Raw genomic sequence first — 20,160 nt, forward strand, 5'->3', positions numbered from 1 at the left:
GAGGTCTAATGGCCGACGAGCGCTTGCGAACCGGCGCCGAGGCGGAGTACTCCGACGTGCTGATCATCGGCGCGGGCATCTCGGGAATCGGCGCGGCCTACCGCATCCACGAGAAGAACCCGACGTTGTCGTACACGGTGTTGGAGCGGCGCGCGCGGATCGGCGGGACATGGGACATCAATCGCTATCCCGGTATCCGGTCCGACAGCGACATCTTCACCTTGAGCTTCCCCTACGAGCCGTGGACGCGCCCCGAATACGTCGCGGAGGGTGCCGACATCCGCGAGTACCTCACCCAGACCGCGAGCAAGCACGGTATCGACGAGCACATCCGGTTCAAAACCCGTGTCCTGTCGGCCGACTGGGACTCCTCGACGGACACCTGGACGGTGGCCACCGAGATCGACGGTGAACCGAGGACCTACCGCGGCCGGTTCCTGTTCTTCGGCACCGGCTACTACAACTACGACGAGCCCTACCGGCCGGATTTCCCTGGGCTGCAGGACTTCAGCGGCCCCGTCGTGCATCCGCAGCACTGGCCGGAATCACTCGACTACACGGGCAAGAAGGTGCTGGTCATCGGCAGCGGCGCGACGGCGGTCAGCATGATCCCGACGCTGACCGAGAAAGCCGCTCATGTGACGATGCTGCAGCGCTCACCGAGCTATCTGATGTCCATGCCGCGTGTCAATCCGCTCCTGTCGGTGATCCGGAAGGTACTTCCGCTGCGCGCCGGGAACGCCGCGGCGCGGCTCTACGGAAAGATCGTCACCGTCCTGATCTATGCGATCGCGCGCAAGGCGCCCAAGGCCAGCAGGAAGTACATCCGCAGCACCGCGAAAAAGGCTCTGCCCGAGGGGTATCCGGTCGACGTGCACTTCAAGCCGCGTTACGACCCGTGGGATCAGCGTCTGTGTCTGATCCTCGGCAACGACTTCTACGAGGCGATCGGCGATGGCCGGTTGGACGTGGTGACCGATCAAATCGACCACATCGACGCCACCGGTGTCGTGCTGCGCTCCGGCGAGCGCATCGACGCCGACCTGCTGATCACCGCGACCGGTATCCAGTTGCAGGCACTCGGCGGCGTCGCGTTGAGCATCGACGGCGCCGAGGTCAAGCCGCAGGACCGGTTCGTCTACAAGGAACATCTGCTCGAGGACGTACCGAACGCGGCCTGGTGCGTCGGCTATGTCAACGCGTCGTGGACGCTGCGGGCAGACCTGACCGCGCGGGCGTTCGCAAAGCTGTTGTCCTACATGGACTCTCATGGCTACACACACGCCTACCCGCATCTTGGCGATGTGCCGATGGCGGAGAAGCCCGCGTGGAACATCAACGCCGGCTACGTGCAGCGCGCTGCGCATGCGCTACCGAAGTCGGGCACCCAGCGGCCGTGGAACGTGCGCCACAACTACGTGCTGGACGCGATCGATCACCGATTCGACCGGATCGAGGAGTCGATGGTGTTCGGCCGCGCCGACGCCGAGTCCGCACAGTCGGCGTAGGGCTCGAGCAGTGAACGTCGCGGTCATCGTGGTGATCGCGGTGTTCTTCTTCGGCATGGGCGCCTACGCACTGGCCGCGCCGAGGGCGCTGATCCGCCCGTTCGGCGTCACGCTGGAGTCGCCCACATCGCGGTCGGAGGTGCGGGCGGTCTACGGCGGCTTCGGGCTGGCGATCGCGGCAGTGCTCTCCTACGCCGCCTTTCGGGGCGGCGACCTGCAGAAGGGCGTCCTGATCACCGTCGGCATCGCGCTGGCCGGAATGGCCGTGGGCCGAATCGTGTCCGCGATCCTCGACGATCGCACGCCGTTCTACCCGAACTGGCTGTACTTCATCGTCGAGGCGGTCGCCGCCGCCGCACTGTTCGCAGTGGCCTGACGCACCGAGCCGCGAGATCCGACTTTTGTCCACGAAGTGCGAGTAGACGCGTGCAAAAGTCGGATTTCGTTCTATATGGAAAACGGCGCCCGGAAAATTGACTTTTGCGTCAGTATCGGCGTTATAGCCGAGAGCAGAAGGGGCGGCACCGCATGACCACAAGGGATAAATACACAGACGTGCCCGAGCCGTACTCCTGGAAAGTCTCCAGCGCCGGCGACGCGCGCTTCACGTGGGAGTACGACGACGGGCGCGCCCGGCTCCTCTCCCTGTACCAGAAGGGCAAGGACAAGCAGTGGGACGCCCAGTCACGCATCGACTGGACCCAAGACGTCGACCCGATGAACCCCATCGGACTGCCCGACGAGTTCCATCCGCTGTTCGGCAGCCCGATGTGGGAGGCCGCCGAGGAATCACGTCGCGCCGAGATGCGCCAACATTTCCAGGCCTGGCAGTTCTCGCAGTTCCTGCATGGCGAGCAGGGGGCGATGGTGTGCGCGGCCAAGATCGTCGAGGTCGTCCCGGACCTGGACGCGAAGTTCTACGCGGCCACCCAGACCATGGACGAGGCGCGGCACGTCGAGGCGTTCGGGCGGTTCCTGCAGGAGAAGGTCGAACTGGTCTACCCGATCAACACGAATCTGACCTCCCTGCTGGCAGACACCCTGCACGACTCGCGCTGGGACATGCCCTATCTGGGCATGCAGGTGCTCATCGAGGGGCTCGCACTCGCCGCCTTCGGGGTGCTGCGTGACATGGCGCCCCCGGACTCGCTGGCGAAGGCGGTGCTGGCGTATGTCATGCAGGACGAGGCGCGGCACGTCGCTTTCGGCCGAATCTCGCTGAAGGACTACTACTCCCAGTTGACCGAAGCCGAGCGGGACGAGCGGGAAGAGTTCGTCGTGGACGCCTGTTACCTGATGCGCGACAGGTTCCGCGGCGAGGAGGTCTTCGAGACCCTCGGCCTTGATGTCAAAGCATGTGCGGAGTGGGTCGATACGTCACCGCTGATGATCCAGTTCCGCTCCCACCTGTTCAGCCGCATCGTGCCGATCGTCAAGGACATCGGGTTGTGGGGCGACAAGGTGCAGAAGGCGTTTCGGGACATGGGTGTCCACGACATGGCCGGTTTCGACATCGAGGCGCTGATGAAGGCCGACGAAGACCAGGCCGAAGCGCTGGACACGGCGCACGCCGAAATGGCGGCCCGGTCCCTCGAGGTGAACCAGGTGATCGCGGCGGGCGCGAGTTGACCCGCGCCTAGGGCGCGACGGTGAGCCAGTCCGCGAAGCCCGACGGGTCGTGACGACCGAGCGCACCGTGCTCGAACAAACCCCACCCCTCGGTGGGCGTGCCGTGCGCTGAAGTGCACACCGCACGGCCGACATGGTCGATGACGCCGAAGCCGGCCCGTCCGACGATCGCCGGGTCGGTCATGTCGTAGGTCAGGCGCTCGGTGAACTTGTCGCCCTTCCAGGTGCCGTGGATCCAGTCCGAGTCGCCGCCGTATCCGCCGCCCACGTGAATCGGCACGGGCAGTTTGGACTCCACGTCGAAGCGGACCGGCGTGCCGTCGGCCGCGGTGGCGTCGATCGTCGCGCCGGTCGGTATCCGCGTGCCCGACGTGTAGTGGATCTTCACCCGCGGCCAGCCCAGCTGTTCGACGCGCCCGTCCTTCCAGATGCGCGTGCAGTCGTTCAGCGACCGGAACCCGCTGGGCTCCTCCTGGATGATGAGCACGATCGAAAAGTCGTCGAAGGCCATCGGCACGTACAACCACCACATGCCCTCGAACGGCGGATCCGCCGGCCGCCCAGCCGGTTCCGCCTCCCCGACGGGCCGGATGCCCCACGACCGGTCGCGCGTGCCGATCCACACCGACGGGTCGACGGTGATTTCTTCGCCGTCGATCGATATGGTGCCGCTCCACGACCCCACCTGCGCGAACCGCTGCGCGTCCAATGTCACTCGGGTGCCCGCCCGCAGGATGTGCCGCTGCTCCTGCACGACGTCGAACAGGCCGTTCCAGGTCAGGTCGACCGAGACGTCCTCGGTCTCGTCCATGACGATGCGCAACCGGTGCAGCGGATCGGTGACCTCGACGCGATAGCCGAGGACGTTCTGGTTCAGCCGGTCGGAATCGATGGCGTCCGAAAGGTGCACCGCCGTCTGTACATCCCCGCGCCGCACGAGCACGAACGCATCCTTGACGCCGAGGTTGGGGTAGTACCCGATACCGGTGATCAGGAAGATGTCGCCGGTGCGGTCGTGGGCGTTGAAGTAGGACCGGTCGTAAAAGTTGCGGTCCGACGAACCCGGCCACGCGATCGGTTGCGGGATTTGGTGGACGGGGAACTCGTCCATGGGGCCGAGCATCAGGCTTCACCTCCGATGAGGCGCCGCAGCAGGGCGCCGTGGTAGAAGAGCGTTTCGACGTCCTCAGGCTTCTCGATCTCGCCGAAGCGAACCCGACGGGCGCTGGTCCGCATGAACACGCAGCACCAGATCACTCCCGAGTACACGTAGAACCAGTTCAGGTCGCCGAGTTGCACTCCTGTCTTCTCGGCGTAGGTGGCCTTGACGTCGTCCTCCCGCATGAAGTCGGGCAGGCCCGGCATTCCGGCCAGGCCGGCGAGCTCCTGGAAAACCATGTGCGCGAACACCATCCACGCGGCGTCCATTTCCCGCGGACCCAGCGTCGCCATCTCCCAGTCCAGTACGGCGACGGGCTTGAAGTCTTCGTAGAGCACATTGCCAACCCGGGAGTCGCCCCAGATGAGCACCGGCTGGTTGGCCGCAATGTCTGCTGGCCAGTTGGCGTCGAGCCACTCGAGCGCCTGCTCGACGAGCGGTGATCGGCCGATGTCACCGACGGCGAACTCGTACCACGATTTCAGCCAGTTGAGGTTGCGTCGCAATGCGTTCGGCTCGTCTCCGTCGGCTTGAGAGGCTAGGAAACCGAACGTCGTTTCGGCATCGGGAATCTCGTGCAGTTTCGCCAGTACGTCGACGGTGTTGTCCTGCAGCGCGCGCTGTGACTCGGCGGGGGAGTCGGCGAACCAGTTGCCACCGAAGGTGTAGGGCATCACGTCGGGCGGAACCACGCCGGAGACGTAGTCCATCAGGAAGAACTGGGTGCCGAGCACCTCGCCCGTGGGTTCGAGCCAGCGCACCTGCGGCACCGGGACGTCGGTCAGCTCGCCGACCAACCGGATCACGTCGAACTGGTGGTCCATCCGGTAGGACGTGAACACCGGGACGTCCTCTTTCGTGGGCGCGACGCGGGCCACCCACTTCTCCTCGTGCGCTTGGCCGTCGGCTTCCCAGCGGCCGGTCAGAATGATGGTCTCCGAGGACATCCCGTTGGAGTCGACGCCGCTCTCAACGGTCACCTGCGGTTCGACGCCGCCGGGCATGACGGTGGACAGCCATCGCGACATCACGCCCGGCAGCGTGCTGATATCGCGAGCCGAGCGCTGGAGTCGGCCGACGTCTTCGACAGCCGGTTCTGTAGCCAAGGTTCTTCCTCCTGCCTTATTACGATACGGTGGGTAGCGTTATGAAAGCAGACCCGACTTCGATTGACAAGAGCCCGAGCGCCGGCAGGCCTCGGGACCCGCGTATCGACGCTGCCATATTGCGCGCGACGACGGATCTGCTTGTGGAAATCGGCTATTCGAATCTGACGATGGCTGCCGTCGCCGAGCGGGCGGGCACCACGAAGACCGCGCTGTACCGCCGGTGGTCGAGCAAGGCCGAGCTCGTCCACGAGGCCGCGTTCCCGGCCGCGCCGACGGCGATCGCAGCGCCGCCGGGGGATTTCGGCGCCGATGTCCGCGCGATGATCGCCGCGACGAGGAACGTGTTCACCAGTCCGGTCGTGCGCGCCGCCCTGCCCGGCCTGATCGCCGACATGACCGCCGATCCCGAGCTGAATGCGCGCGTGATGAGCCGCTTCACCGAGGTGTTCTCGGCGGTGCGGACACGGCTGGCCGAGGCGCTGCAGCGCGGCGACGCGCATTCCGACGTCGATCCGGAGCGGCTGATCGAAGTGATCGGCGGGGCGACGATGCTGCGGCTGCTGCTGTGGCCGGAGAAGGATCTCGACGACGACTGGGTTGATCAGACGACCGCCATCGTCGCCCACGGTGTGATTGCCTGACAGCGTGGTTCATCAGCCTTTTCCCACCGACTGGCGCACCGCACTGGTTCTGGTGCCCCATCCCGACGACCCCGAGTACGGCGTGGCCGCAGCCGTCGCCAAGTGGACCTCACAGGGCAAGCACGTCCATTACGCGCTGGCGTGCCGCGGCGAGGCAGGCATTCCCGGCATGTCGCCGGAGGAGACGGGTCCCCTGCGCGAACGCGAACAACGCACGTCATCGGCGATCGTCGGCGTCGACGATGTCGAGTTCTGGGACTTTCCCGACAGCCAGATCCTCAACACCCCCGAGCTGCAGGCCAAGATCGCCGAGGCGATCACAGAACTGGCGCCCGACGTGGTGATCACCCTCTACAGCGGCCCGGAGTGGGGGCCAGGGGCGCCGAACCAGCGCGACCACATCGAGTTCTCCAATGCGGTTGCCGCAGCCTACGATTCACTGCCCACCAAACCCCGATGGTTCTTCGAAAACGGCCCGCACGGCACACACTGCGAGGTCGTCGACGATTTCATCGACGTCGCGGTCGCATCGCTTGCCGCCCACGATGTCTATCTGTCGGTCTACAAACCCGATGTACCGGTGATCGAGCAGGCGCGGATCCAGGTCGACCGCACGACGCTGCCGCCGCTGCCCGGGTTCGAGGGCCACCGCTCGGTCGAGTTCATCCTCAAGCGGGAAGCGGGCGATCAGCCACCGTCTATCTGACGCCTGTTGCGCTCGGAAACCGCGCGGAACTGGTCGCCGAGCCCCTCGAAGTCGCGGTGCTGTGCGAACGCGATCTTCTCCTCGGCGGCCAGGAACGGAGCGATCACCTGGGCCGCTCCAGTGGTGTAGATCTCCTTGAGCCCCATCATGGTTGGACCCGTTACCTCCGCGATGTGAGTCGCCAACTCGAGCGCGCGGTCCAGCAGCCGTTCGTGGGCGACGACCTCGGTCACCAGGCCGATCCTCTCGGCGCGGGCGGCGTCGACGACCTCGCCCGTCATCGACAACCGCCTGGCCATGCCGAGGCCGACGAGCTGGGGGAGCCGCGCCGTCATACCGCCACCTGGCAGGATCCCGACACGGGCGTGGGTGTCGGCGAACACGGCCCGCTCCGATGCGATCAGGAAATCGCAGCCCAGCGCCATCTCGAGCCCGCCGGTGAACACCGCGCCGTTGATCGCCCCGATGATCGGCGTGCGCATGTTCGCGGTCGCAGCGATGCAGCTCTGCGACCGGAACTCCTCGAAGTAGCCCAGGCCGTCGCGCTGCGCCTCCTTGAGGTCCACCCCGGCGCAGAACGCGGGGTCGGTACCCGTGAGCACCACCGCGCGGACGGACTCGTCGGCGTCGGCCTCGGTCAACGCCCTGTACGCGGCCCTGATCAGATCACGGCTCAGCGCATTGCGGGCGGCGGGCCGGTTCAGGGTCAGCATCCGAATCGCGCCGTGGTCGGCGGTGACGACCAGCATGCTCATCCCTTCGCCGAGATCGACGTAATGGCGGAATCCTCTCGCACTCTTGCGCCCAAACGTTGGTTTGGGCGCAAATGGAGCTAGCTCAGGAAGGTGTTCGCGATGTTCGCGAGGTCCAGCAGCGGCTGCGGCAGGGCGCCGAGCGCGAACGTGATGGCTGCGGTGACGGTGACGACGGCCGTGGTGAAGACGCTGGGCACCACGACCTCGGGAGCGTCGTCGGGCGGATCGGTGAAGAACATCAACACGATGACGCGGACGTAGAAGTACGCGGCGATGGCGCTGGCGATCACACCGACGATGACCAGCGGGATCGCACCGCCTTCGCCCGCGGCCTTGAACACCGCGAACTTGCTGACGAACCCGCTCGTCAGCGGGATGCCGGCGAACGCGAGCAAGAACAGCGAGAACACAATTCCGACAATGGGATAGCGACGGCCGAGGCCGGCCCAGCGCGCCATCGCGGTCGCTTCCTGCCCGGACTTGTCGCGCACCAATCCGACGACGGCGAAGGCGCCGAGCGTGCTGAACCCGTAGGCGAAAAGGTAGAACAGCGTGGATGACAGACCCGACTCGTTCAGCGCGATCACGCCGGTCAGGATGAACCCGGTGTGCGCGACCGCCGAGTAGGCGAGCATCCGCTTGACGTCGGACTGGGTGACCGCGGTGACCGTGCCGACCACCATGGTCAGGATCGCGATCGCCCACAGCACCGGCCGCCAGTCGGCGCGGATCTCTGGCACCGCGACGTAGAAGATGCGCAGTAGCGCGCCGAACGCCGCGATCTTGGTGGCCGCGGCCATGAACGCGGTGATCGGCGTCGGCGCACCCTGATAGACGTCGGGAATCCAGGAGTGGAACGGCACCGCGCCGACTTTGAACAGCACGCCGACGAGCAGCAGGCCGACGCCGATGAGCGCCAGCGACGCCTTACCGGTGTTGGCATGGATCGCGTCGGCGATTCCTGACAGGCTCAGCGTGCCCGCGTAGCCGTACAGCATCGCCGCGCCGTAGAGGAAGAACGCCGACGAGAACGCGCCGAGCAGAAAGTATTTCAGCGCCGCTTCCTGGGACAGCAACCGGCGACGACGGGCGAGCCCGCACATCAGGTACAGCGGCAGCGACAGCACCTCGAGTGCGATGAACATCGTCAGCAGATCATCGGCCGCCGGGAACAGCAGCATGCCGCCGACGGCGAACAACGTCAGCGGGAACACCTCGGTCTGCATGACTCCGGCCTTGGTGGCCAGCTTCTCCGCGACGCTGCCCACGACCGCGGAAGCCTGTGGGGTGAACGAATCCAGTCCGCCCGCACCGCGTTCCGATTCGGACTCGACTTCGGCAGGGATGCGGCGCTCGGCGATCAGAAGGATGCCGAGGATGCCGACCAGCAGGATCGTGCCCTGCAGAAACAACGCGGGTGCGTCGACGGCGACGGCGCCGATCACTGCCGTGCGGCCGACCTCACCGTGCAGATCCCTGGCCACAGCCACCACCGCGACGAACGCGGCCGCAAGTCCGACCACGCTCAGCACGACTTGCACGAGGTAGCGCCGCCCGCGTGAGACGAACGCCTCGACGAGCACGCCGACGATCGCGGCTCCGAACACGATCAGCATCGGCGACAGCAGGCCGTACTCGACGCTGGGCGTTGGCAGGTTCATCGGGGGCGGCCTTCCGCCAGTCTGGGGGTGGGATCGGGTTGGTCGATCGTGGACAGGGTGTGGTCGACGGCCGGATTGATCACATCCAGAGCGGGTTTGGGATACACCCCGAGCACCAGCAGCAGCGCGATCAGCGGTGCGACGACCGCAAGCTCGCGGGGGATGAGGTCACGCAGCCGGTCGTTGCCCTCGGTGACCGGGCCGCCCATCATCCGCTGATACATCCACAGGATGTAGATCGCGGAGAGCACGAGGGCGGTCGACGCCACCACCGCGAACACCGGGTAGCGCGTGAACGTGCCGATCAGTACCAGGAATTCGCTGATGAACGGCGCGAGCCCGGGAAGTGACAGCGTGGCCAGCCCGGCGACGAGGAACGTCCCGGCCAACACCGGCGCGACCTTCTGCACGCCGCCGTACGCACTGATGAGGCGAGTTCCCCTGCGCGACACCAGGAAACCGGCGATCAGGAACAGCGCTGCGGTGGAGATGCCGTGGTTGACCATGTACAGCGTCGAACCCGACTGGCCCTGGCTCGTCATCACGAAGATACCGAGGATGATGAAGCCGAAGTGCGAAATAGAGGTGTAGGCGATCAGCCGCATCACGTCGGTCTGGCCGATGGCCAGGATCGCGCCGTACACGATTCCGATGACGGCCAACGTGATGATCAGCGGCCGGAAATACGCTGACGCGTCAGGGAACAACTGTAGGCAGTACCGCAGCATGCCGAACGTGCCGACCTTGTCCATGATGGCCATCATCAACACCGCGCTGGCCGGGGTGGCCTCGACGGCGGCATCGGGCAGCCAGCGGTGGAACGGCCACAGCGGGGCCTTCACGGCGAAGGCGAACATGAAGCCGGCGAACAGCGCGTTGACGATCGCGGGGCTGACGGCAAGGGCACCGCTGTTGACCGCCTCGACGATGGCCCGGAAGTCGAAGGTGCCGGCCTCGAACGCGTCGCTGCCCGCGGTCACCACGTACAGTCCGATGACCGCGGCGAGCATGATCAAGCCGCCGAAGAGGTTGTACAGCAGGAACTTGACCGCTGCCTTCGACCGGTGCTCCCCGCCGAATCCGCCGATGAGGAAGTACATCGGGATGAGCATGGCTTCGAAGAAGACGTAGAACAGCAGCACGTCCAGTGAGACGAGGGACATGATGACCATGCCCTCGACGGCCAGCGTCAGCGCCAGGTAGGTGTGTGTCGAGCGACCTCGCAGCCCGATCTGGCTGTCGGCGTCGTTCCAGCCGGCGACGATCAGCAGCGGCACCAGCACCGCGGTCAGCACGACGAGCGCCAGCGCGATCCCGTCGATGCCAAGGATGTAGCCGGTTCCGAACGACGGTATCCAGGGGAGGTCCTCGACGAACTGGTATTGCGGCCCGCTCGGATCGAATCCGACCGCGACGATGAGCGTCAGCACGAGCACAGCCACCGAGACCAGCAGCGCGAACCACTTGGCGGCCGAGCGTCCGGTGGCGGGGATCAGCATCACCAGCACGGCACCCAGCGTCGGCACCGCCCACAAGATCGTCATCCACGGCAGGGACAGGCCAGAGGTCACCACAGCTGCACCGCCAGAATGATCGCGACCACCAGCGCGGCGCCCGCGAGCATCGAAAGGGCGTAGGAGCGGGCGAAGCCGGTCTGCAACTGCCGCATGCCGTCCGACACCCGGCCGACCACCGCGGCCAGTCCGCTGCCTGCGCCGTCGATGGCCTTGTCGTCGACCCAGACCAGATCCTTGGTCAGGACTCGGCCCGGCTTCATCAGCAGCTCCTCGTTGATCGCGTCGCCGTAAAGGTCCCGACGCGCGGCGACGGTCAGCGGCGACACCTCCTCGGGCGCGGCGTCGGGCACCGACTTCTGCGCGTACATCCGGTAGGCGATGAGGATGCCCACCGCGACGACAGACAGCACGATGACCGTCACGACCCAGGCCGGCACGACGTGGTGCGCCTCGTGCTCGCCGACCACCGGCGCCAGCCAGTGCTCCAGCGTGCCGCCGATGGCGAACACGGCACCGGATGCCACCGAGCCCACGGCCAGCAGGATCATCGGCCAGGTCATGACGCGCGGCGACTCGTGCGGATGCGGCTCTGTCATTTCCCCCGTCACTGCGTTCCCCTGCGCTTCGGGCGGGAGGTGCCCCCTCGCCGAGGCTTTCCAGCGTTTCTCACCGAAGAACGTCATCAGCATCACGCGGGTCATGTAGAACGCGGTGATGCCCGCGCCGAGGATCGCGGCACCGCCGAGGACGATGCCCTTCGCGCCGCCGGCGCCGAGCGCGGCCTCGATGATCCCGTCCTTGGAGAAGAAGCCCGCCAGCGGCGGAATGCCGATGATCGCGAGATAGCCGAGCCCGAAGGTGACGAAGGTGATCGGCAGCAGCTTGCGCAGGCCGCCGTAGTGCCGCATGTTCACCTCGTCGTCCATCGCGTGCATGACCGAGCCCGCGCCGAGGAACAGGCCCGCCTTGAAGAAGCCGTGGGTCAGCAGGTGCATGATTGCGACGGCGTAGCCGGCGGGGCCGAGACCCGCCGCGAGCACCATGTAGCCGATCTGGCTCATCGTCGACGCGGCGAGCGCTTTCTTGATGTCGTCCTTGGCGCAGCCGACGATCGCGCCGAACAGCAGCGTGACCGCGCCGACGATGACGACGCCCAGCTGCGCGCCCGGCGCCAGGTCGAACACCGGGCCCGACCGCACGATCAGGTAGACGCCCGCGGTCACCATCGTCGCGGCGTGGATCAGTGCCGAGACCGGCGTGGGGCCTTCCATCGCGTCGCCGAGCCAGGATTGCAGGGGCACCTGTGCCGACTTGCCGCAGGCGGCCAGCAGGAGCAGAAGGCCGATGGCGTTGAGGGTGCCCTCGCCCAGTTCCGGGGCGGCCGCGAAGACGCCTTCGAACGAGATCGAGCCGATGTAGGCGAACATCACCATCAGCGCGACGGCGAGGCCGATGTCGCCGACCCGGTTGACGACGAACGCCTTCTTGGCCGCGGTGGCAGCCGACGGCTTGTGCTGCCAGAACCCGATCAACAGGTAGGAGGCCAGGCCGACGCCTTCCCACCCGACGTAGAGGCCGAGATAGTTGTCGGCGAGGACCAGGAGCAGCATCGCGGACAGGAACAGGTTCAGATACGCGAAAAACCTGCGGCGATCGGGGTCTTCGGCCATGTAGCCGACCGAGTAGATGTGAATCAGCGAGCCGACACCGGTGATCAGCAGAACGAAACACATCGACAGCTGGTCGAGTTGCAGCCCGAAGTCAACGTGCAGTTCGCCGACCGGCACCCAGCTGAAGAGCTTTTCTTCAACGGCGCGTTCCTCACCGCCGCGGCCGAGCATGTCGGCGAACAGCAGCGCGCCGACGACGAAGGAGCCGACCGACATCGCGCAGCCCAGCAGGTGGGCCCAAGGATCGGACCACCTCCCCGACAGCAGCAGTATCGCCGCACCTGCCAGGGGCAGGGCGATCAGAAGCCAAACCGGAATCGTCATCGCGGCCTTAGTTTTTCAGCAGGCTGGCGTCGTCGACCGAGGCCGAACGGCGGGTGCGGAAGATGGTCATGATGATGGCAAGCCCGACGACGACCTCGCAGGCCGCGACCACCATGGTGAAGAACGCCACCACCTGGCCGTCGAGGTGCCCGTGCATGCGGGAGAACGACACGAACGCGAGGTTGGCCGCGTTCAGCATCAGCTCGACGCACATGAACATCACGATGGCGTTGCGGCGCAGAAGAACTCCCGAGGCGCCGATCGTGAACAGCAGTGCCGACAGGTACAGGTAGTTGTCGGGGTTCATCGCTCACCGTCCGCATCGCCGTCGACGGGCGCCAGGACGCTCCGTCGGTGCAGGATCGCTGCGACCGAAATGTCGGAGCCCGAGCCGTCGGGGAGCCTCGCCTCCAGGTCAACGGCGTTGTGCCTGGCGAACACACCGGGATTGGGCATCGGCGTGGGATGTCCGCCTGGCCGGAACCGCTCTTCTGCGAGTTCGCGCTGGGTCTTGGCCTTCTCGAAGCGTTCCCGGTGTGCGAGCACCATCGCGCCGAGCGCCGCGGTGATCAGCAGCGCGCCGGTCAGTTCGAACGCCCACAGGTAGCGGGTGAAGATCAGCGCAGCAAGGCCTTCGACGTTCTGGTTGTTGTTGGCCTCCGCAAGACCCTGGAATCCGGCGGTGGACACGTTGCCGATCCCCGCTATGAGGAGCACTCCGAAACCGACGCCCGCGATGATCGCCGAAACGCGTTGGCCACGGATCGTCTCCACGAGCGACTCGGACAGGTCGACGCCGATGAGCATCAGCACGAACAAAAACAGCATCATGACCGCGCCGGTGTAGACGACGATCTGGACGACGCCGAGGAACAGCGCCTCCTGGGCGATGTAGAGCACCGCGAGCGAGATCATCGTCATCGCAAGGAAGATCGCCGAGTACACGGCCTTGGGTGCGGCGACCACCCCGATGGCTCCGGCCAGCGCGATGGCACCGAGCACCCAGAACGTGACAGCCTCGGCCGTCGAGGTGTGGCCGCTGGAATCGGCGGCCAGCGCCAGCAATTCGACGGTCACCGGGCATCCTCGGTGATGTTATCTGCTCCTTGCGTGCGCGGAATCTTCTGTGCTTCGCGCCAGTCATCGATGGGCGTGATGTTGCCCAGGTAGTAGTCCTCGTCGGTGCTACCGGGCTGCATGGGATGCGGCGGCGCCACCATGCCGGGTTGCATCGGCGCGAGAAGTTTGTCCTTACCCCAGATCAGGTCGGCGCGGTTGTCGTCGGCCATCTCGTACTCGTTGGTCATGGTGAGCGCGCGAGTGGGGCAGGCCTCGATGCACAGCCCGCAGCCGATGCACCGCAGATAGTTGATCTGGTACACCCGGCCGTAGCGCTCACCGGGCGAGAAGCGCTCCTGCTCGGTGTTGTCGTCGCCCTCGACGTAGATCGCGTCGGCGGGGCACGCCCATGCGCACAGTTCGCACCCGATGCACTTCTCGAGCCCGTCGGGGTACCGGTTCAGTTGGTGGCGACCGTGATAGCGCTTCGCGACGGGGCCCGGCTTCTCGGGGTACTCCTCGGTGATCGGCTTCTTGAACATGGTCCCGAAGGTGACGCCGAAGCCGGCGAGGGGATCTAGAAACTTAGGCATTGGTCTTCTCCTTTGGAAGCGGTGGCACCGGGAACCCGCCCTCGTCTGCCGCCTGCACCGGAATCGTCCGGACGGTCTTGACCTTCATCGAGCGCCACAGCAATGTGGCGACGAGAAGTGCGAAGACGGTGCCGACGGCGATAAGCCCGTTGGCCCATCCGGTTTCGCCTGCTGCCCGCAGGCTGCGCGAGGTCGCCACAATCGCGATCCAGACCAGTGAAACCGGAATGAGCACCTTCCAGCCCAGCGCCATGAACTGGTCATAGCGCAGACGCGGCAGGGTGGCACGCAGCCAGAAGTAGAAGAAGAGGAACCCCCACACCTTGGCGGTGAACCACAGCAGCGGCCACCAGCCGGTGTTGGCGCCGTCCCACATGTTGATCGGCCACGGCGCGTGCCAGCCGCCGAGGAACATCGTGGTGGCCAGCGCGGAGACGGTCGTCATGTTGACGTACTCGGCGAGCATGAACATCGCGAACTTCAGCGACGAGTACTCGGTGTGGAACCCGCCGACCAGTTCGCCCTCGGCCTCGGGCAGGTCGAACGGGGCCCGGTTCGTCTCGCCGACCATCGATGTCAGGTACACCAGGAACGACGGCAGCAGCAGGATGACGAACCAGCGGCCGTTCTGAGCGGCGACGATGCCCGACGTGGACATCGTGCCCGCGTAGAGGAACACCGCGGCGAACGACAGCGCCATCGCGATCTCGTAGGAGATCACCTGCGCCGACGACCGCAGCCCGCCCAGCAGGGGATAGGTGGAGCCCGACGCCCAGCCGGCCAGCACGATGCCGTACACGCCGATCGACGTGACGGCCAGGATGTAGAGCACCGCCACCGCGAGGTCGGTCAGCTGCAGCGGCGTCTGGTGGCCGAACACCGAGACCACCGGCCCCATCGGGATGACGGCGAAGGCGAGGAATGCCGGCACCGTCGAGATGACGGGCGCCATTAGGTAGATGGGCTTGTCGACGCCCGTCGGGACGAGGCCTTCCTTGAGGCCGAGTTTGAGTCCGTCGACCAGCGACTGCAGCAATCCCTTCGGGCCGACCCGGTTGGGGCCGAAGCGCATCTGCATGCGGCCGAGCAGCTTGCGTTCGATCAGGATCGCCGCCAGCACCGTCAGAAGCAGGAACACGAAGATGCCGACCGCCTTGGCGGCCATCAGCCAGATCGGGTCGTGTCCGAATGCCGAGAGGTCAGTCATTGTCACGCCCGTCCGATCGAGACCACGGCGCCCGCGGTCACCCCGAGTTGCGAATGGACCGCCGATCCCAGGGAGTTCATCGGCAGCCACACCACCCGGTCAGCCATGTCGGTGATGTCCAGCGGCAGGGTCACCTCGCCCCTGCCGGTGGTCACGGTCACCAGATCTCCTTCGGCTGCGCCGATCTCAGCTGCGGTGGTGGCCGACAACCTGGCCACGGGCAGCCGGGCGGTCCCGGCGAGGTAAGGCTCGCCGTCCTGCATCCGGCCGGCGTCGAGCAACATGCGCCACGTGGCCAGCACCGCCTCGCCCTTGCCGGGCTCAGCGGCGAGGCTCGACTTCACGTCCGGGGCGTCCGGTCGGTTACCGCCCCACCAGCCCAGCCTGGCCAGTTCCTCGCCCGCGGCCGCCGCGTCCGGCAGCCCGAGGTCGACGCCGATCTCGTCGGCCAGCGTGTACAGCACCCGGAGGTCGGGAATGGCATTGCTGGGCAGTGACGGCGCAAACGGCCTGATCCTGCCCTCCCAGTTGACGAATGAGCCGCCCTTCTCGACGACCGGTGCAACGGGGAAGACCACGTCGGCAAGGTCGGTGACGGCACTTTCGCGCAGCTCCAGGCTGACGACGAAGGGCACCGCCTCGATGGCCGCAAGCGCTGCGTCGGGATCGGGCAGGTCGGCGAGTTCGACGCCGCCGATCAGCAGCGCGCCCAGGTCGCCGCCCGCGGCCGCGGCGAGGATGCCTGCGGTGTCGCGACCGGGTGTGGCCGGCACCTCGGAGATGTGCCATGCGGCCGCGGTCTGGTCACGCGCCGTCGCGTCGGCGACAGGACGGCCGCCGGGCAGCAGGTTCGGCATCGCGCCGGCTTCCAGCGCACCGCGGTCGCCGGCACGGCGCGGCACCCAGCCGAGTCGGGCACGGGTCGCGGCCGCCAATCTGCTTGCGGCAGAGAGCGCTCCGGGTGAGGCGGCCAGCCGCTCACCGACGAGGATGATCGCGCCGGGCTGCTTGAGCAGCGTCTCGTCGGCCAGCCCGCCGAGCGCCGCCGCCTCGCCGCCGGGTGCGGTGCGGATCAGCTTGCCTGACATCTTGGTCAGGCCGCGGGTGGCGAAGGGTGCGACCGCCCATACCTGCAGACCCTTGCTGCGGGCGGCCTTGCGCAGCCGCAGGAAGACGATCGGCGACTCGTCTTCCGGCTCGAAACCGGCGAGCAGCACCGCGGGCGCCTTCTCCAGGTCGCTGTAGGTGACCGTCATCGGCAGGCCCGCGACATCGGAGGCGAGGAAGTCCGCCTCCTCTCCGCTGTGCGCGCGAATACGGAAGTCGATGTCGTTGGTGTTCAGCACCATCCGGGCGAATTTGGCATAGGCATAGGCGTCTTCGACGGTGCTCCTGCCGCCGACGAGGACGCCGGCGCGCCCGTAGGCGGCGGACAGTCCCGTCGCCGCGGCCCGGAGGGCCTCGGCCCACGACGCAGGCCGCAGCTTGCCGTCGTCCTCGCGGACCAGCGGGGTGGTGATGCGGTCGCCGACGGTTGCGTAGGTGAATGCCCACCGGCCCTTGTCGCAGTTCCACTCTTCGTTGACTTCCGGATCGTCGCCGGCCAAGCGACGCAACACCTTCCCGCGACGATGGTCGGTGCGCTGGGCACAGCCGGAGGCGCAGTGCTCACATGCGCTCGGGCTGGACACCAGGTCGAACGGCCGGGCGCGGAACCGGTATGCGGTGTTGGTCAGCGCGCCGACCGGGCAGATCTGCACGGTATTGCCGGAGAAGTACGACGAGAACGGTTCACCGGGCGCGATGCCCACCTGCTGCAGCGCGCCACGTTCCAACAGCTCGATGAACGGGTCGCCGGCGATCTGCTGGGAGAAGCGGGTGCACCTCGCGCACAGCACACAACGCTCGCGATCCAGCAGTACCTCCGACGAGATCGGGATCGGTTTGGGGAACGTGCGTTTGACGTCGTCGAAACGGGTCTCCGCGCGGCCGTTGGACATGGCCTGGTTCTGCAGTGGGCACTCACCGCCCTTGTCGCAGACCGGGCAGTCCAGTGGGTGGTTGATGAGCAGCAGCTCCATCACACCCTGCTGGGCCTTGTCCGCGGACTCCGAGGTGAGCTGGGTACGGACCACCATGTCGGGCGTGCACGTGATGGTGCACGAGGCCATCGGCTTGCGCTGGCCTTCGACCTCGACGAGGCACTGTCGGCATGCGCCGACAGGGTCGAGCAGCGGATGGTCGCAGAACCGCGGGATCTGGATGCCCATCAGCTCGGCCGCGCGAATCACCAACGTGCCCTTGGGCACACTGATCGGCTGGTCGTCGATGGTCAGGTTCACCATCTCCACTGCAGGCGCATCCCGGCTCGGCTCGGTCACCGTCATCAGGCACCCACCCCTTCGGCCGCCATCAGGGTCGAGGCGTGCGGATCGAACGGGCAGCCGCCGTCCAGGTGCTCGACGTACTCGTCGCGGAAGAACTTGATCGACGACAGGATCGGGCTTGCGGCACCGTCGCCGAGCGCGCAGAACGACTTCCCGAAGATGATGTCGGAGATGTCCAGCAACTTGCCGATGTCCTCTTCTGTGCCACGCCCGGTCTCGAGCCGCTCGTAGATCTGGCTGAGCCAGTACGTGCCCTCCCGGCACGGTGTGCACTTGCCGCACGACTCGTGGGCGTAGAACTCCGTCCACCGCCGCACCGCCCGCACGACGCACGTCGTCTCGTCGAAGATCTGAAGCGCCTTGGTGCCGAGCATCGACCCGGCGCCGGCCATCCCCTCGTAATCCAGTGGCACGTCGAGGTGTTCGGCCGTCAGCAACGGTGTCGACGACCCACCGGGCGTCCAGAACTTCAGCTCATGGCCGGCGCGCACGCCTCCGGCGTAGTCCAGCAGTTCGCGCAGCGTGATACCGAGCGGCGCCTCGTACTGACCCGGATTCGTCACGTGACCCGACAGCGAGTACAGCGTGAAACCGGGCGACTTCTCCGTGCCCATCGACCGGAACCAGTCGATCCCGTTCAGCATGATCGGCGGCACGCTGGCGATCGACTCGACGTTGTTCACCACCGTCGGGCAGGCGTACAGACCGGCGACCGCGGGGAACGGCGGACGCAGCCGGGGCTGGCCGCGTCTGCCCTCGAGCGAGTCGAGCAGCGCGGTCTCCTCGCCGCAGATGTAGGCGCCGGCGCCCGCGTGCACCACCAACTCGAGGTCGAAACCCGAACCGTTGATGTCGGTGCCCAGATAGCCGGCCTCGTAGGCTTCGGCGACGGCGGCCTGCAGCCGCCGTAGCACCGGGACCACCTCACCGCGCACGTAGATGAACGCGTGGTGCGCCCGGATCGCATAGGCGGCGATGATCGCGCCTTCGACAAGGAAGTGCGGCGTGGTAAGGATCAGCGGAATGTCCTTGCACGTACCGGGTTCCGATTCGTCGGCGTTGATGACGAGGTACTTGGGCTTCGCGCCGGCGCCGGTGTCGTCCTGCGGAATGAAGGACCACTTGGTGCCGGTCGGGAAGCCGGCACCGCCGCGGCCGCGCAGGCCCGAGTCCTTCACCATGGTGATGACCTCGTCGGGCTCCATCGACAGCGCCTTCTCCAGCGCGTGATATCCGTCGTGACGGCGGTAGGTTTCCAGCGTCCAGGGTTCGGGGTCGTCCCAGTACCGGCTGAACACAGGTGTGAGGGGAGTAGCAGGTGCCATATCAGTCGCGTGAATCCGTTGTGCTGGGATCGGTTTCCTCCGTGTCGGCTTCGGCGGGCACGGTGGCCGACGGTGCCGGTGCCGGTTCGTTCTTCGTCGTCTCGACGGCCTCCGGCTTCGTGCCATTGGAATCGGGCGGTGTCGAGGAGGGCTGCGCATCCGGCGGGGGCGCCTCCATGTCGAGTTCGCGCGCGACCCGCAGCCCGGCCAGCGTCGCCGTCGGCACCTGACCGTCCGCGGTGATTGGGCGGTCGTCGGGCAGCCCGGCGAGTACGCGGGCGGTCTGCTTGAACGTGCACAGCGCCGCACCGCGGCTTGGTACGACTTCCTCGCCATCCCGCAGCGCATCGACCAGATCACGTGCGGTGGAAGGGGTTTGGTTGTCGAAGAACTCCCAGTTGACCATGACGACCGGGGCGAAGTCGCAGGCCGCGTTGCACTCGATGTGTTCGAGGGTGACTCTGGGCTTTCCATCAACGGACTCGGTGGTCTCGCCGGCGTGGATGCCCAGGTGGTCCTGCAGCGAGTCGAGGATCGCGTCGCCGCCCATGATCGCGCACAGCGTGTTCGTGCAGACGCCGACCAGATATTCGCCGGTCGGGGTGCGTCGGTACATCGAGTAGAACGTGGCGACCGCGGTCACCTCGGCCTCGGTCAGGTCGAGCTGGGCAGCGCAGAACGCCAGGCCTGCCTTGGTCAGGTAACCGTCCTCGGACTGCACCAGGTGCAGCAAGGGCAGCAGTGCCGACCTCGAGCGCGGGTACTTGGCGATGATGTCGCGCGCGCTGGCCTCGAGTCGGGCCGTCACATCGGCCGGGTACAGCGCTTCTCCGCCGATCGGCGGTCCCGCCTCGTCGGGCCGCTGACCCAGCTCGATGAACACCGGAGAACCATTGGGGGACAGCGTCAT

18 protein-coding genes are annotated in these 20,160 nt (G+C 66.7%); 5 read left to right on the forward strand and 13 right to left on the reverse strand.

Annotated features, from left to right (window positions below; all coding sequences use genetic code 11):
* Positions 1-8 precede the first annotated feature (8 nt).
* From C6A82_RS07280 to C6A82_RS07290, 3 genes are all read left to right on the forward strand, one after another.
* Entirely contained in the window at positions 9-1,508 is a 1,500-nt protein-coding gene (locus C6A82_RS07280; RefSeq protein WP_105347078.1) for an NAD(P)/FAD-dependent oxidoreductase, read from the forward strand.
* Positions 1,509-1,518: 10 nt separating this feature from the next.
* Positions 1,519-1,884, forward strand: a complete 366-nt coding sequence (locus C6A82_RS07285; protein WP_105347080.1) for a DUF4345 domain-containing protein — start codon at positions 1,519-1,521, stop codon at positions 1,882-1,884.
* A 152-nt stretch (positions 1,885-2,036) separates the two neighbouring features.
* Positions 2,037-3,137 carry a ferritin-like domain-containing protein gene (locus C6A82_RS07290; RefSeq protein ID WP_105347081.1) on the forward strand — a complete coding sequence of 367 codons (1,101 nt, stop codon included), beginning with the start codon at positions 2,037-2,039 and terminating at the stop codon, positions 3,135-3,137.
* A gap of 7 nt (positions 3,138-3,144) precedes the next feature.
* Here C6A82_RS07290 and C6A82_RS07295 read toward each other — a convergent pair whose 3' ends face one another.
* Positions 3,145-4,260 carry a hypothetical protein gene (locus C6A82_RS07295; RefSeq protein ID WP_311101728.1) on the reverse strand — a complete coding sequence of 372 codons (1,116 nt, stop codon included), beginning with the start codon at positions 4,258-4,260 and terminating at the stop codon, positions 3,145-3,147.
* The gene (locus C6A82_RS07300) at positions 4,260-5,402 is read right to left on the reverse strand and encodes a phosphotransferase family protein (RefSeq protein WP_105341698.1); all 1,143 of its coding nucleotides are present in this window, start codon (positions 5,400-5,402) and stop codon (positions 4,260-4,262) included. The genes C6A82_RS07295 and C6A82_RS07300 overlap by 1 nt, the downstream gene beginning before the upstream one ends.
* Positions 5,403-5,443: 41 nt before the next feature.
* Here C6A82_RS07300 and C6A82_RS07305 point away from each other — a divergent pair, with 41 nt between their 5' ends.
* Positions 5,444-6,046 carry a TetR/AcrR family transcriptional regulator gene (locus C6A82_RS07305; RefSeq protein WP_105341697.1) on the forward strand — a complete coding sequence of 201 codons (603 nt, stop codon included), beginning with the start codon at positions 5,444-5,446 and terminating at the stop codon, positions 6,044-6,046.
* Between the two features lie 4 nt (positions 6,047-6,050).
* Positions 6,051-6,752 (forward strand): PIG-L deacetylase family protein, encoded by a 702-nt coding sequence (locus C6A82_RS07310; protein ID WP_105341695.1) that lies wholly within the window; start codon positions 6,051-6,053, stop codon positions 6,750-6,752.
* On the opposite strand, the gene C6A82_RS07315 is transcribed toward C6A82_RS07310, so the two are convergent.
* From C6A82_RS07315 to nuoE, 11 genes are all read right to left on the reverse strand, one after another.
* Complete coding sequence (locus tag C6A82_RS07315; protein WP_105341694.1) at positions 6,734-7,507, reverse strand: enoyl-CoA hydratase; 774 nt, start codon at positions 7,505-7,507, stop codon at positions 6,734-6,736. The genes C6A82_RS07310 and C6A82_RS07315 overlap by 19 nt on opposite strands.
* A gap of 77 nt (positions 7,508-7,584) precedes the next feature.
* Positions 7,585-9,168: an NADH-quinone oxidoreductase subunit NuoN gene (nuoN, locus tag C6A82_RS07320; RefSeq protein WP_311101729.1), complete on the reverse strand. Its 1,584-nt coding sequence runs from the start codon at positions 9,166-9,168 to the stop codon at positions 7,585-7,587.
* On the reverse strand, positions 9,165-10,712 hold the full coding sequence (locus C6A82_RS07325; protein ID WP_105348055.1) for an NADH-quinone oxidoreductase subunit M: 1,548 nt from the start codon (positions 10,710-10,712) through the stop codon (positions 9,165-9,167). The genes nuoN and C6A82_RS07325 overlap by 4 nt, the downstream gene beginning before the upstream one ends.
* 23 nt (positions 10,713-10,735) lie before the next feature.
* Positions 10,736-12,679, reverse strand: coding sequence for an NADH-quinone oxidoreductase subunit L (nuoL, locus tag C6A82_RS07330; RefSeq protein ID WP_105348046.1), 1,944 nt, complete (start codon positions 12,677-12,679; stop codon positions 10,736-10,738).
* Positions 12,680-12,686: 7 nt separating this feature from the next.
* A complete protein-coding gene (nuoK, locus tag C6A82_RS07335; RefSeq protein ID WP_066980161.1) occupies positions 12,687-12,986 on the reverse strand; it encodes an NADH-quinone oxidoreductase subunit NuoK in 300 nt (99 codons plus the stop codon).
* Positions 12,983-13,741, reverse strand: coding sequence for an NADH-quinone oxidoreductase subunit J (locus C6A82_RS07340; protein WP_233217113.1), 759 nt, complete (start codon positions 13,739-13,741; stop codon positions 12,983-12,985). The genes nuoK and C6A82_RS07340 overlap by 4 nt, the downstream gene beginning before the upstream one ends.
* A gap of 11 nt (positions 13,742-13,752) precedes the next feature.
* Positions 13,753-14,331 (reverse strand): NADH-quinone oxidoreductase subunit NuoI, encoded by a 579-nt coding sequence (gene nuoI, locus C6A82_RS07345; RefSeq protein WP_105348043.1) that lies wholly within the window; start codon positions 14,329-14,331, stop codon positions 13,753-13,755.
* Positions 14,324-15,538 (reverse strand): NADH-quinone oxidoreductase subunit NuoH, encoded by a 1,215-nt coding sequence (gene nuoH / locus C6A82_RS07350; RefSeq protein WP_199193918.1) that lies wholly within the window; start codon positions 15,536-15,538, stop codon positions 14,324-14,326. Before nuoH ends, nuoI begins: the two co-directional genes overlap by 8 nt.
* A 2-nt stretch (positions 15,539-15,540) precedes the next feature.
* Entirely contained in the window at positions 15,541-17,925 is a 2,385-nt protein-coding gene (locus tag C6A82_RS07355; protein WP_105348039.1) for an NADH-quinone oxidoreductase subunit G, read from the reverse strand.
* A complete protein-coding gene (nuoF, locus tag C6A82_RS07360; RefSeq protein WP_105348037.1) occupies positions 17,925-19,250 on the reverse strand; it encodes an NADH-quinone oxidoreductase subunit NuoF in 1,326 nt (441 codons plus the stop codon). The genes C6A82_RS07355 and nuoF overlap by 1 nt, the downstream gene beginning before the upstream one ends.
* Before the next feature lies 1 nt (position 19,251).
* Entirely contained in the window at positions 19,252-20,160 is a 909-nt protein-coding gene (gene nuoE / locus C6A82_RS07365; protein ID WP_105348036.1) for an NADH-quinone oxidoreductase subunit NuoE, read from the reverse strand.

It is taken from the genome of Mycobacterium sp. ITM-2016-00318 (genome assembly GCF_002968285.2).
Classification (GTDB): Bacteria; Actinomycetota; Actinomycetes; order Mycobacteriales; family Mycobacteriaceae; genus Mycobacterium.